Source organism: Sphingopyxis yananensis, assembly GCF_020687785.1.
Taxonomy (GTDB): Bacteria; Pseudomonadota; Alphaproteobacteria; order Sphingomonadales; family Sphingomonadaceae; genus Sphingopyxis; species Sphingopyxis yananensis.
Genome location: NZ_JAJEWI010000001.1, coordinates 17,190 through 30,241, shown reverse-complemented (window position 1 = coordinate 30,241; position 13,052 = coordinate 17,190). Strand labels below are relative to the sequence as shown.

General features: G+C 54.4%; 12 protein-coding genes. 6 read left to right on the top strand and 6 right to left on the bottom strand.

Annotation, left to right across the window (positions count from 1 at the left end; all coding sequences use genetic code 11):
• Positions 1–73: 73 nt before the first annotated feature.
• A complete protein-coding gene (locus LKO31_RS00145) occupies positions 74–1,840 on the bottom strand; it encodes an alkyl sulfatase dimerization domain-containing protein (protein WP_227688280.1) in 1,767 nt (588 codons plus the stop codon).
• Positions 1,841–1,843: 3 nt separating this feature from the next.
• A complete protein-coding gene (locus LKO31_RS00140) occupies positions 1,844–2,686 on the bottom strand; it encodes an SDR family NAD(P)-dependent oxidoreductase (protein ID WP_227688062.1) in 843 nt (280 codons plus the stop codon).
• Positions 2,687–2,965: 279 nt separating this feature from the next.
• Between LKO31_RS00140 and LKO31_RS00135 the strand changes: the two genes are divergently transcribed.
• Both LKO31_RS00135 and LKO31_RS00130 read left to right on the top strand, forming a co-directional pair.
• Entirely contained in the window at positions 2,966–4,213 is a 1,248-nt protein-coding gene (locus tag LKO31_RS00135) for a TetR/AcrR family transcriptional regulator (protein WP_227688061.1), read from the top strand.
• An 835-nt stretch (positions 4,214–5,048) separates the two neighbouring features.
• Positions 5,049–6,572, top strand: coding sequence for a flavin-containing monooxygenase (locus LKO31_RS00130; protein ID WP_227688059.1), 1,524 nt, complete (start codon positions 5,049–5,051; stop codon positions 6,570–6,572).
• 207 nt (positions 6,573–6,779) lie between these two features.
• Here LKO31_RS00130 and LKO31_RS00125 read toward each other — a convergent pair whose 3' ends face one another.
• The 3 genes from LKO31_RS00125 to LKO31_RS00115 all read right to left on the bottom strand — a co-directional run bounded on the left by LKO31_RS00125 (position 6,780) and on the right by LKO31_RS00115 (position 9,413).
• On the bottom strand, positions 6,780–7,292 hold the full coding sequence (locus LKO31_RS00125; RefSeq protein ID WP_227688057.1) for a hypothetical protein: 513 nt from the start codon (positions 7,290–7,292) through the stop codon (positions 6,780–6,782).
• 120 nt (positions 7,293–7,412) lie between these two features.
• Complete coding sequence (locus tag LKO31_RS00120) at positions 7,413–8,591, bottom strand: HPP family protein (protein WP_227688056.1); 1,179 nt, start codon at positions 8,589–8,591, stop codon at positions 7,413–7,415.
• A gap of 162 nt (positions 8,592–8,753) precedes the next feature.
• The gene (locus tag LKO31_RS00115; protein WP_227688054.1) at positions 8,754–9,413 is read right to left on the bottom strand and encodes a TetR/AcrR family transcriptional regulator; all 660 of its coding nucleotides are present in this window, start codon (positions 9,411–9,413) and stop codon (positions 8,754–8,756) included.
• Positions 9,414–9,567: 154 nt separating this feature from the next.
• Here LKO31_RS00115 and LKO31_RS00110 point away from each other — a divergent pair, with 154 nt between their 5' ends.
• The 3 genes from LKO31_RS00110 to LKO31_RS00100 are packed head-to-tail and all read left to right on the top strand — an operon-like array spanning position 9,568 to position 11,937.
• Positions 9,568–10,446 carry an alpha/beta fold hydrolase gene (locus tag LKO31_RS00110; RefSeq protein ID WP_227688052.1) on the top strand — a complete coding sequence of 293 codons (879 nt, stop codon included), beginning with the start codon at positions 9,568–9,570 and terminating at the stop codon, positions 10,444–10,446.
• Positions 10,439–11,302 (top strand): thioesterase family protein, encoded by an 864-nt coding sequence (locus LKO31_RS00105; protein ID WP_227688050.1) that lies wholly within the window; start codon positions 10,439–10,441, stop codon positions 11,300–11,302. Before LKO31_RS00110 ends, LKO31_RS00105 begins: the two co-directional genes overlap by 8 nt.
• Positions 11,299–11,937 carry a GNAT family N-acetyltransferase gene (locus LKO31_RS00100; RefSeq protein ID WP_227688048.1) on the top strand — a complete coding sequence of 213 codons (639 nt, stop codon included), beginning with the start codon at positions 11,299–11,301 and terminating at the stop codon, positions 11,935–11,937. The genes LKO31_RS00105 and LKO31_RS00100 overlap by 4 nt, the downstream gene beginning before the upstream one ends.
• Before the next feature lie 72 nt (positions 11,938–12,009).
• On the opposite strand, the gene LKO31_RS00095 is transcribed toward LKO31_RS00100, so the two are convergent.
• A complete protein-coding gene (locus LKO31_RS00095; protein ID WP_227688047.1) occupies positions 12,010–12,456 on the bottom strand; it encodes a globin domain-containing protein in 447 nt (148 codons plus the stop codon).
• Positions 12,457–12,548: 92 nt separating this feature from the next.
• Between LKO31_RS00095 and LKO31_RS00090 the strand changes: the two genes are divergently transcribed.
• Entirely contained in the window at positions 12,549–12,974 is a 426-nt protein-coding gene (locus tag LKO31_RS00090; protein ID WP_227688045.1) for an RrF2 family transcriptional regulator, read from the top strand.
• The last annotated feature ends 78 nt before the right edge of the window (positions 12,975–13,052 follow it).

The window sequence follows — 13,052 nt, the reverse complement described above, 5'->3', positions numbered from 1 at the left end:
GCATATCACGTGCTACATATAATTTAGGCGCAGCTTTATGCCGTTTTCACGACATAAAGCTGCGCCTGTTACCTTAGCGAACGACGAGGTTAATCGGCGCTGGTGCAAGGTCGATGGTAGCAAAAATACGCGCGAGGTCGGCTGCCCCTTCCCCGCTGATCACCCCCTTGGCGGTCAAGGCGTCCACGCTGGCAGCACCAGCGACCAATTCACCCAGCGCCGCACGGTCCAGCGTCACAACAGGCAAGGCCCCTGCCGCCCCGGGCCGCGCCTTCAACACGCTGTTGCGCAACTCCAGCGCCCAAGCGGCCTTTTCGCCAGCAATGTTCAGCGCGACACCAATATCTTGCGCCCCAGCACGTGCAGGGTCCACCTGATAGCGGATGGATTCCAGCATCAAGGCCACCGGCATTTTCTTGATATTTTCTGGATTCATATAGCGAGCGGTCAGCCCTTGCGGATTCAGCTTACCTTCCAATTCCAATGCGCCCATCAAGTAAAAACCACGGCGGTTGGAATTGTAAGTCGCATAACCCAAGGTGCGGAAAGCGGCAGCCTTCAACTGACGGGCGCCCATATCTTGTTGATTCATGGCGATCAACATCGTCGTCAGTTCCGCGGCCCATTGCGCGTCGCCGCCCTTCAAGGCTTGGGTTGCGGTTTCCAACACGCGGTCACGTCCACCCATCATTTCCACTTCCCGCTTGCTACGTTCCGCACGCGGCGTTGGTGTAAAGTCGGTCGCGTCGCCCGAAAACCAACTGACATAGCCGACATAATAGCTGCGGGCCGCATCAGCGGCTGTGCCATAATATTCGGTGGTATAAGGTTCGGAACGCAGCCATTCGGGCAGCGGGCCCAAGGCATCCGGCAATTCTGCTTCGGTCACACCCTTGTTAATCAAGCGGATCGTCTGGTCGTGCGTATATTGAATGGCATCTTCATAGCCCGCCAACAGCGACTTAATCTCGGCCCTGCCCTTCACGATTGGCCCATGGATTGGCAGCATCCATTCTGCATCATAGCGCTGCATCCGGCGTAAGGCATTCACCCAGCGATTGGCGTCGCGCATCTTGGTTCCGCGCATAGAGTGCAGATTCGGGAAGGTTGGTCCCTGCACTTCGTCGCCGGATACCAACACCTTATGATCTGGCAACCAAGCCGCGATATGCGAACCCGCTTCGCCGCCCGTATAAAATAGGTGCAGCTTCACACCCTCAATTTCAATGTCGCGCTCGCCGTCGACGTCCACAAATTGCGTGGGCGGAATATAGGCCGATTCATTCTTTCCGGGCTTACCCAGACCACCGCAGCATCCGACGTGATAGTTTGACGCTTCCTCTCCGGTCAGGCTGAACCCGAACATATAGGCCGCGCGGTTGGCGACGATCGGCAGCAAAGCCACGCCTTCGTCGGCCATTTCCTTCAAGAAATTGGCCGAGGCATAGATGGGCACCTTGCCGCCCTCGACATCGGCGCGGTCCACAAACACGCCAGCGCCGTGGATATGGTCGGGGTGATGGTGAGTATAAATAATGGCCTTCACGGGCTTGTTGGAAATCTGTTGCCGGATTTTTGCCAAGGCCGCGCGGGCGATATCGGTATTCATTCCGGTATCGATCATGATCAGACCGTTGCGCCCCTCGACGACAGCCAGGCTCATGCCCTGAAATTCAATCTGCCAAACAGGGGTATTTCCAACCCGCACCACACGTTCTTGGAACAGCTTGGCATGTTCTGTGTAATTTTCCGGAGCCGAAAAGGGCACGTTCAAATGGGCATCATGTGCCAGCACAGGGGTGGTCGCGCTGGCCAACAGCATCGCAATCAAAAAGCGCATCACTTACAACTCCGAAAAATCGATCAACTGGGGATTGACGCGGTCCATCATGGACGCGACGCGGTGCTGGAATGGCGCGTCGATGGTTTCGGGCTGAGGGAACAACCAATAGCGACCTTCGGCTAGGCCTTCATAAACCAGTTCCGCAAATTCGTCGGGGGTCAGACCATTGGCATTCAGCATTGATCGCATCGTGTCGACGAAGGCTGCTGCAGCGGGGCTGACATTGGGACCAAAGGGATCATCAAAAATGCCGCTTTTTACCGGACCCGGCGACAATAACGACACGCGGACTGGCGCGCCAATCATCTGCAATTCATAATGCAGCGACTCTGTCAACGCGACGACAGCCGCTTTGCTGACGGAATAGGGTGCCATCAGCGGCGCAGGCAGAAAACCGCCGACCGACGCCGTGTTAATGATCTGGGCGGGACGCTCTGCCGCCAATAAGCGCGGGACAAAGGCGCGGATGCCATTTTGAACACCATCAACATTCACCGACATCGCGCGGTTCCAAAGCTCGGGTTCAATTTCCCAGCTAAAGCCCGTCGCCATGATGCCCGCATTGTTGAACAGCATATCAACCTGACCAAAGCGATCATAGGCCGCCTCGGCCAATGCCTCCACCGAAGTCAGGTCGCGCACGTCGGTCGGGACAGCCAGTACCTCACCATCCAGCGTCGCAGCAAAGGCCTCCAACGGCTCGGCACGCACGTCCGCGATCACCAGCTTCATCCCCAGCGCCAGCGCCTTGCGCGCCAAACCTGTTCCAATTCCACTCGCAGCGCCCGTAATCACGGCGACACCGCCATTGGTTTGGACAGACGCCCCCATTGTCTCAGTCATTGCATTCCTCTCTTGGCAATTGGCCTCTCTTGATGATTGGGCATATTCGTAATGTACGAAACTCGTCCGTACAAGAAATTTTTAAAAGGAAAACAACCCCTGTCTCGCTGCCATTGCCAGACGCCATTTTATGCCGTGGCCGAAACTTTGGTGAATGGACCGGCAAATTCAGCCTCAAAAGGCCCACCCCGACCGGCCTGAGAAGCGCCGACCAACCTGCGCAGCACATGATCAACGCACGTTGACATCGGATTCGCATTCGACCTAAGAGCGTGGCCGATGAACGATGTTACGGCCCCGCGCGACCCCATCGCACGCATTTTAGAAGCAGCAGGCTCGGTGTTTTTCACCGCTGGCTTCGAGCGGACAAGCGTCGACATGATTGCCGCCTCAGCACGCATGAGCAAACAAAGCATCTACGAAAGCTTCCCAAGCAAACTGGCGCTCTTCGAAGCGACGGTACGCAGCACATTGGACCAAGCATGGCTCAATATGACAGCCGTGGATGACACTCAGGATGTGGAGACCACATTAACGCGCTATGGCCTCCGGGTCTTCGAAGGCTATTTCAGCTCGATCAGCTTTGGCATGTTCCGCGCCAATATTGCTGCGGCACGTCACTTCCCCGAACTGGCCTCAGAACTTCACATCCAGCGGCTTCGCACCTCGCAGCCATTGGCCGACTATTTGGAAAAGCTTCGTTCTACCGGCCAAATTGGTCCAATTGATCCCCAAGCTATGGCCATTCGCTTCGGCGGCCTTGTTGTCGAGGGGTCTCGCTATTTTCTGGGTGCCCCCAAACCTGATGCCAATGCCCGAGCAACCATTGCCGCGCGGGCTGTCCATCTGTTCTTGAACGGCTATCAAAATATGCCGATCGAACCCGCACCGCCGCATGAAACACCGCCGCTCCATGCACCAGAGCTGGCCGGAACCGCGACACTGCGCCTGTCACCCGACAAGCTTTTGGCGCTGGTCAACGCCGCGGAAAAAGAGTTTCAAACCCAAGGCTATCACCGTGCCAGCATAGACCGCGTGGCAGCGGCGGCACATGTCAGTAAAGCCACAATTTATCGACAGTTTGGAAATAAAGAAAAGCTGCTGCGCTACATCATTCAACGCCATATTTTCGAAACCTATAACCAGCCCATTGCAATAGACAATCGGCCTGCTGATCTCGAAAGCGCGCTAGCCTTGTTCGCAAGGCAAATGCTCGACCTCAACCTCAGCCCATGCAGCATAGAAATGCACCGCTTGATCATCGAAGAAATTGAACTGGTCGGTGATTTGGCGCGAAATTTTCATGATTTACGCGCCCAAAAAGTGGGCGATGCGCTGAGCACCCTTTTACAGCAATTCAATGCTCCACCAGCCAGTGACGCCGCACGCCTAGCTTTCTATCTGCTATCAACATTTGCGGTCCGCTTCGTCACTTCAACACAGCTTCCCAGTTCCGAACTGCGTCGTCGCTACTCACAAGAAACCGCTCAACTTTTTCTATACGGCATACGAAACGCGCGCGGGTAAAGCGGCGTTCCGATAGGATATTGCGCCCTCAGCTTTCGCCACAAGACCTAAGCCCGACGTGTCATTGCGGGGCATCTGGTTTGCAACAGATTTCGCGCCAAACCATCGCCGAAGAATTAATAATATTCATTTAAAAACATATGCTTGACTGAAAATCGTCAAGCAAATTCGACTGCACACCACTCCCGGCTGGATCGCAGCGCCCTCACCAAACATACCGGACACCCTATACACAAGGTCATTAAATATTAGCCCACAAAGACGGGCTAATAGCATGACCATGATTTACGGCATCTATGACAATGCAAGAGCCCAGCAGGCCCTGCATGAGAGCGAATAAAATTAGCAATAAAAAATCCAGCAACATCGCAATTTCTCCCGCCGTTCGGAGCGGTGAAAAGCTTGAAAATCCGTTGCCAAATGCATGTCAAGCATATGATTAGATTAGATCTATCACCATATCAATTTAGGTTGATCACATTCCTCAAATTTGCAATTCTCTCATGATCATGCTAGCTATTTTTGATCAAAAATAACGGGGAGATCGCGTGAAATTTAAATTATATTCTTAAATATATCTTTAAGAATATCACAAAAAGTTTACTTCTTATTGTTTAAATTTCTAACAATTTTATTGAGTTGTGAACTTAATTTATTTCGGATTTGACAACCGTCATATAGCTTGAACATTTTACTGTTCTGGGTGGATTTTTTGGCTTTGCGCACCGCGTCATCGCCGCGCACCTTCGTCCGCCCCCTGATATCCGAAACCTTCATTTTCTGACCCACGATACGGCTAACGCAGCCCTCGGGTGCTCATTTGAATAGGTAGATTATGTCCAAAGAAAAACGTGTCGCCATCATTGGTGCAGGCCCATCGGGGCTTGCTCAGTTGCGAGCTTTTCAAGCCGCCAAGCAAAAAGGCGCAGACATCCCCGAGATCGTCTGTTTCGAAAAGCAAAAAGACTGGGGCGGCATGTGGAACTATAGCTGGCGCACCGGCGTGGACGAGAATGGCGAACCCGTTCACGGCAGCATGTATCGCTATCTTTGGTCCAATGGACCGAAGGAGTGCCTTGAATTTGCCGATTATAGTTTTGATGAACATTTCGGTGAACCGATTTCATCTTACCCCCCGCGCGAAGTATTGTGGGACTATATCCAAGGTAGAGTTCAAAAAGCAGGGGTTCGGCCATACATCCGTTTCAACACGGCGGTGAAATCCGTAACCTTCGACGAACACAGCAAAAAATTCACCGTGACAAGCATGGATTACACGGAAGATCGCCTAATTTCCGGCGAGTTCGATCATGTTATCGTCGCCACAGGCCATTTCTCCACGCCGCATATGCCCGAATTCTCTGGCTTCGACCATTTCCCAGGCCGCATACTTCATGCCCATGATTTCCGCGATGCAACGGAATTTCAGGACAAGCATGTCCTGCTTATCGGCTCCAGCTATTCAGCCGAAGATATCGGCTCGCAATGCTATAAATATGGCGCAAAATCAGTGACCACCAGCTATCGGAGCAAGCCTATGGGCTATGACTGGCCGGATAATTGGACCGAAAAGCCATTGCTCGCCCACGTTGACGGCAATGTTGCGCACTTCAAAGATGGATCGACCCAGCATGTCGATGCCATCATCTTATGCACCGGTTATCGGCATGACTTCCCGTTCCTGCCGGACGCGCTACGCTTGAAAACAAGCAATCGACTATGGCCTCTTGATCTTTACGAAGGCGTCACATTTACGCCCAATCCGCAACTCTTCTACTTAGGGATGCAGGATTTATGGTATAGTTTTAACATGTTTGATGCCCAAGCGTGGCTGACGCGCGACATCATCATGGGCCGTATCGCGCTTCCGTCCGCACAGAAAATGGAGCAGGCCAATCAACATTGGCGCGAATTGGAAGATGAGATTGAAACCGATGCCAATGCTTTTGAATTTCAAGGCGCCTATATTGACCGGTTAATTCGGCAAACGGATTATCCTGCCATTGATATCAAGGCTGTTAATCAAATATTCTTGCAATGGAAAAAGGATAAAAAGGCGGATATCATGGGGTATCGCAACCGCTGCTACACATCCGTGATGACAGGAACGGACGCTGTTCCGCATCATACGCGATGGCTCGACGCAATGGATGACTCACTCGAAGCTTATTTGCAACGCACCGCTCGGCCAAGCAACATGTCGGTTTTTCGGCCCGCGAAAGCAAAAGCAACGACGAAAGTCCCCTCAAAGCCCCAACACCAAATGGCCAGCCACCTTCGCGACAACCGCCATAGCATCACAGCCAGACCCAAATCCCAACATCTAGGCGCTAGCCATTCCGCTCGAAGCGCCGACTGACGCACGACATGGGGCGGCGGGGTATATTTAAACCAATGCCTTGGGGCGGCGTGGTCCATCTGCACACGCTAGTTTGATCTGCCGAATCTGATGATTGCGCCGCCCGTCCGTGCAATCCCTAGCCCTAGCTCTTTGCAAGCTAGGGCTAGGGGCAGACAGACCAGCGCATCCGACGCCTTGCGCCCTACGCATCCGACTCTTGGCACATTACAAATCACGGCTATCATAGGCCCATTGTAACAATGCTTGGCGCTGCTTGGGCCGGCAGAATGGATCGCCTGGATTACAGTTTTTCACCACTTGCGCAGCATGACGCCGAAATGCTTTCCAGCGTGAGATCTGACGCCGATCCTCTTCGGGCAACCTCCGTCCAGAATAATAACGACAATACCATTGAAACCACCCGCGCGGATCGTCCGGATAAATCCAGCCTTTTTCAATCCAAACACGAAGCGGGACACTGGCGCGCACCCCAAAATAATTGAGCGAACAATCCGGCTGTCTGGGTGCCAGCTTCGCCGCAAGGAACCAGTCAGCGGGAAATTCTTGCTGGCAGTCCGTCATATATTTCCCGCAAAACACCCCAAGACTGAGCATTTGCGCAGGCGTTAACTCCGGCTGAAAATCAGGGTCAAAGCCCTGCCCAAATGCTTCCGTTCGGGCGTAACGATACCCCTGCTGCATCCGATCATTTACGATCACTTCGACAATTTGGCGCATCAGGCATAGCTAGCATCAGACTGGGCGATCACATAATATAATGTGGCCGCCATATCGAAAGACAAATCATCCCAAAGGGTGCGGCCGCTCTCCATCGCACCCCAGCATGCCAACAAAAGATTATGGTGCCGCAGGGGCAATGGCTCGGGATGCATCATCATCCACCCTCGCCGCCATTCGCGTTAAACCAGCAACCAAATCCGTGCGTGTCGCAATGCCGACAATGCGCTTGCCATCCAGCACAGGCACAGCGTCCACGTCGCCATCCGCCATCAAGGGCAACAAAGATGCGACACTATCTTCAGCCCTCACCTGCGGAGCCCTATTTTGCATAATGCGGCCAGCAGTGGCTGTTTCGATGCGGAACATACGCCCCGCCTGTGATGCGATGCCGCGCATATGCTCCGCTAGATTATTCTTGAAATGATCGATCACGTCGATCTGAAAAATGATACCCAAAAACTCCTGATCATCGCGCACCACCGGCAAAGATGTGAAACGATGCCGCTTGAACAGATCCAACACCTCGGAAACCGGCGTTTCCGGTCCTACCGAAATTAAATCCGTCGACATAATATCGCCAACGTACAAAGGCCCTGTTTTATGGGACGCCGCTTGCAGTTCCGCAGCGCCAATCAAACGCGCCAAATCTTCGACACCCAAGTTAAATGACTGTCGATATTGTTTCAGAATATCCGCCAGCTCGTCCTGCGACAACCCCAGCCGCTCGCTGGGGTTACGGTCATGAGTGGCATGTTTGCTGGGCTCATCAAATTGACGAAAGGGATATCGCCGCCCCGTCAAATGGGCATAGCCAATAGCAATCCCCACCAAGGCGCATGTCCCCACCCCGACAGGTGCCACAGCATAGAAAAATCCTAGCCTTTCAACCAAATCAGGGTTTAATGCCGCCGTCATCGCAATCGCCCCGCCGGGCGGATGCAAAGCGCGGCACAGGATCATCGTGGCAATGGCAGCGCAGACGGCAATCGCAATTTTCAAAATCGGGTCATGCACGATCATGCAGACTGCAATTGCGACAACAGCCGCGACCACATTTCCAACAATCGCAGACCATGGCTGGGCCAAGGGGCTGTTCGGCACCGCAAAAAGCAGCACGGCGCTGGCCCCAAATGGCGCCATCAGAAACAAACCCTGCTGCAAATCAATCAAGGGAGACAAAAGGAACAGGCCCGTCAGCCCCAACCCGACAAGCGCACCAACGCCCGCCCGAACCGCCTCAGTCCATGGCACCCGTCCCACCGCTGGACCAAAAGCACGGAAAAATTGCTTGTTCAATCTGACCTCCGCTTTGAAGCCATTCCTATTTTGGGGTCAGAGCAATCGAGCGAATATGAACACAACGAAGACAGCAAGAACCTGCACAGGAAAACGAGCCTCCCTAGCATGGCGAAAACAGAAATCAATTTCGTAGCGTCATGACATCATCTAGCGATCAGGTCACTGATCTATCACAGGTCCGGCATCCAATACGGCTTGCACCATCTGCCGCATTTGGCGTGCGAAAACCGCGTTCATTTGGTACGCAGCCTCTGCGCCGAAAATCCCCCTAACAGTCGGTCCCGACACCGCGTGATAATTTACCGCGCCCAGCAATTGCAGCAAACAAGCCTGTAATTGCGCATCCGGTGCACAGGACCAACTTGGTACGCGTCGTAGCAATGCGGTAAATTCGTCCAAAAAAGGCTTTAGATACCAAGAACCCACATGCTCGGCCCGCACTTGATTATCCAAAATTTCGCGCATCAATAAACGTGATCGTTCAACGCGTAACGGCGTATCCGAAATCATGGCAGTCAGCCAGTCCTGCAATTGCTGCGCGGGACCCAAATCCGCCACCTCCGCGTCCTTCCCCGCCTTGCTTGCGCTGTTTGGCCGAGGTTGAAGGCTGATGAGTTGTTCCGCAATCTGTTCCAACACCAATCCATATAGCCGCTCTTTGGTGCCAAAATGATGAAGCAAGGCTTGTTTCGTCAGACCCAGTTCCGCAGCAATTTGCGCGATGCTGACGCCATAAAAACCGCGTTCCGCAAAGAGAGCGCGCGCTTCGTCGATCATCCGTTCACGGGTCGATGCGGAAGGGTGAAAAGCCGAAGCCATAGACTATAGCTTGACACCTACCGATCGGTAAGTCAACGTCCCTACCAATCGGTAAGACTGCCAAGCGATGGGATAGGATGAAGATGCTTAAAAACGAGATGGTAGATCGAGAATTTGCGCACTCGCAGCCTGTTCAGCTGAACGGGCTGCCACAATGAACCAAGTTCAAGACATAATCGACGCGCAGCAACGCATCATCCATTCACCCGCTGGTCTGAACATCGTCGCCGATCATCGCGGGCCCGCCCATGCTCCGGCCGTGATCTTGTTACACGGCGGCGGCCAAACCCGCCATAGCTGGAACCGAGCCGCCGACCATTTAGCGGCATCAGGATTGCAATGTATCAATTTTGACGCGCGGGGCCATGGCGATAGTGACTGGTCACCAGAAGGCGCTTATTCGCTGAGCGATCGCGCCAGCGACCTAAAAGCCGTAACCGATATTTTGGATACTCCCTTCATTTTGGTCGGTGCTTCATTGGGCGGCGCCACCGCCATTCAGGCCATTCACGAAGGACTGCGCCCCGCTGGACTGGTGTTGGTGGACATCGTCCCTGAACCCGAACCCAGCGGCCTTGCTCGCATTTTGAACTTCATGCAAAGCCACCATGGCGGCTTTGCCTCCATAGAAGACGCTGCGGCAGCAGTTAACGCCTACAACCCCCATCGCCCCCCTACCCGCGACACCAGCGGTTTGATGAAAAATCTGCGCCTAAAGGATGACGGACGGCTATATTGGCACTGGGACCCGCTGATGCTCAGCAGCCCACAATCCAGCCATTTGCGGAACCTGCCCACCGCCGCAAACACACTCATCACCTTACCTGAAATTCCGGTGCTGGTGGTGCGCGGCCTCTCCAGCGATGTTGTCAGCGACGCGAGCATCGACAGCTTTCGATCGCGCTTGCCACGGCTACAAGTGGCCGACATTGCCGGTGCCGGACATATGGTCGCGGGCGACCGCAATGATATATTCAATGATGCGATCATTGCATTTTGCAAGCAAACGCTGGGCACGGCTTTTCATGGCTGAAACAAGCGCCCCCAGCACAGATGTCGCGCCAGATAGTGTTTTCGTCCACCACGGCAAGAATTGGCAAGCAACCGCGCTTTCCAGCGGCCCGTGGGATCCGCGCGCGCAACATGGCGGCGCTCCCGCGGCGCTATGCGTTCATCTAGCAGAGCAAGCGATGCCAGATGAGGGCTGGCAAATGTCGCGGCTCAGCCTAGAGTTGATCAAACCTGTTCCGGTCGCATCGCTGACATCACAAATCGACGTCCATTCTGGCCGTTCGACCTGCCGCCTGACGATTGACTTGTTCGCTAGCGACATTTTGGTAGCCCGCGCGCATGCCTTGCTGGTGCGGCGGCAGGATGTATCGCTTCCTGCGGATGTTGCCGGATGGGATCCCGCCCACATGACCCCGCTACCCGCACAATGCGGCGCGCCATTGGTCATTCCAGGGATGCCAGTCAGAACGTCTTTTTATCACAGCGCCATGGACCACCGTCTGGCCCAAGGCAATAGTAACCAAGCTGGCCCCGCTGCGGCGTGGTTTCGATTGACCGTCCCCCTGATACGCGGCCACGAAAACACCCCGGCTATGCGGGCCGCCGCTGCGGCAGACTTTGGCAGCGGTGTCAGTTGGGTCATTTCGCCGCAGCAATATCTATTTTCCAATGCCGACCTCAGTGTGCATTTGCACCGCCCCGCGATGGGGGAATGGATTGGCGTGATGGCGCAAACCCAAATTCAATCCTGCGGCGTTGGCACCACGCTCACCCGCCTATTTGATGAGCATGGCCCCATTGGTGTCGCCAGCCAAACTTTGGTCGTAAGGGAACGCCCAGCCACCCCAAGCCCAGCCCCGCATAAAAACTCGTCATGAGCGCGCCGCCAACCACCATCCTAAGCGTCTGCGACCAAGAAGCACAGGCCATTCGCGCAGCGGTGCGCAGCGCTGACCTGCAATTGCTAGGTACAAATTATCACCTCGCCAGCAGTGATCATGTCGACGGACTGATCGCCCTGCTGTCCGACCCCAATGTGTCAGACCCAATTTACGACCTCCCTCGACCATTTACCCCCAACATCATCGCGGACTGGATTGCCACGGCCCGTGAAGGCCAGTCGCGCGGAGAAGCAATTTTGGCCGTCACGCTGGACGATGATTCCAAGGTGGCAGGCTATTCCTATTTCACCATTTGGCCAGACCGCTCTGCCGCAGAATTGGCGGGGGCCAGCCGAGCGGATATTCAAGGCCAAGGACGCGGGAAAATGGGTGCCGCGCGCAGTTTCGGGTGGATGTTCGACCATTTGGGCGTTCGCCTGATTGGCCTGACCGCCGCCAAAGATAATGTAAAATCTGCCCGCGTTATCGAAGCGGCTGGCTTTACCCCCAACGGAGAACGTCAAAGCACCCGCCCTGACGGAAGCATCCGCCTGTCCAACTATTGGGAATTGCACCGCGACAGCTGGCGCGCCTTATTTTCGGATCATATCGGACCATCTTCGGCCCAGTAAGGCGATCTTTGCCATTAAAAATTATGCGGCGACGCCAATGTACCATCGCCGCATAATATCATATCTGACGATTTATGCGTCTTGCAACGCATAGGCATCTTGTTCCTGCGCAATCAGGATATTCGCCAAAAACCAATAGGCTTCGCCCCACGCAGCCAAAACCTCATCGGTTGCGGCATCCTGCAAGACATCCCGAATGGCGGGCAACAAAGCATCGGCGACCAACGGATAATGTTCGGCCTTCACGCCCGTTTCCACATGGCGCTTTACCATACGGGCCACGACCGGGGTTAAATTCTGCAGCTTATCCACATTTTGGGCATATCCCAAAATCGCGGCGGCCAAACGGCGCGGCTGCTCACCGGACTCTTGGGCCGCTTGGTCAAACAAACTGCGGACCTCGGCGTTCACAAACAAGCGTTCATACATACGGGTGGTAATTGCGACACCATGTTCTTGCAGTGCGGGTGCCGTAGCCTTGACGATCGCGATGGTTTTTTCGGACAAAGAAGTGGTCACAAGCGTTCCTCTGTAATCATGCAGATGCAATGCATGTATACGCATGAATCAAAAGATGCAATATAAATGCATGATTATGAATTGGGAATAAAATGCGTTTGACTGCTCACACCGATTATGCGCTGCGTATCATGCTGCACGCCGCGATGGCGGGCGATGATCCGGACCATTTATTGGGCATCACGGCTGTGGCGGATGCGCATGGAATATCACGAAATAATGCAATGAAAGTGGTCAACGAACTGGCCAAAGCGGGACTATTGGAAACGGTGCGGGGCCGCCATGGTGGGTTTCGACTGGCCCGCCCTGCGGACAGCATTGCATTGGGTGAAATTGTGCGCCTGACCGAACCCTGCCTCAATCTGGCAGACTGCGAAAATTGCATCTTGCAGGGGCAATGCGGGCTGACCGCCATCTTAAAACGGGCCCTGCGCGCTTTCCTAGCGGAACTCGACCAGCAAACACTGGCGCAGGCCGCCGAAACAACCCGCCTGCCCGCCGACTTTCTGTCTTTCTAATCCGCCCATACGGACGAAACGGATGTCGCCAGCGGTAGCGGCGAAAAGGATGGAGGCCCCCGCCCGCCTCCGTCCCAA

Excerpts from the sequence above, each read along its gene's own strand:
- LKO31_RS00125 (WP_227688057.1), bottom strand. The coding sequence starts at position 7,292 with ATGCGCCAAATTGTCGAAGTGATCGTAAATGATCGGATGCAGCAGGGG.
- LKO31_RS00105 (WP_227688050.1), top strand. The coding sequence starts at position 10,439 with ATGGCTGAAACAAGCGCCCCCAGCACAGATGTCGCGCCAGATAGTGTT.
- LKO31_RS00110 (WP_227688052.1), top strand. The coding sequence starts at position 9,568 with ATGAACCAAGTTCAAGACATAATCGACGCGCAGCAACGCATCATCCAT.
- LKO31_RS00140 (WP_227688062.1), bottom strand. The coding sequence starts at position 2,686 with ATGACTGAGACAATGGGGGCGTCTGTCCAAACCAATGGCGGTGTCGCC.
- LKO31_RS00135 (WP_227688061.1), top strand. The coding sequence starts at position 2,966 with ATGAACGATGTTACGGCCCCGCGCGACCCCATCGCACGCATTTTAGAA.
- LKO31_RS00090 (WP_227688045.1), top strand. The coding sequence starts at position 12,549 with ATGCGTTTGACTGCTCACACCGATTATGCGCTGCGTATCATGCTGCAC.
- LKO31_RS00130 (WP_227688059.1), top strand. The coding sequence starts at position 5,049 with ATGTCCAAAGAAAAACGTGTCGCCATCATTGGTGCAGGCCCATCGGGG.
- LKO31_RS00115 (WP_227688054.1), bottom strand. The coding sequence starts at position 9,413 with ATGGCTTCGGCTTTTCACCCTTCCGCATCGACCCGTGAACGGATGATC.
- LKO31_RS00145 (WP_227688280.1), bottom strand. The coding sequence starts at position 1,840 with ATGCGCTTTTTGATTGCGATGCTGTTGGCCAGCGCGACCACCCCTGTG.
- LKO31_RS00100 (WP_227688048.1), top strand. The coding sequence starts at position 11,299 with ATGAGCGCGCCGCCAACCACCATCCTAAGCGTCTGCGACCAAGAAGCA.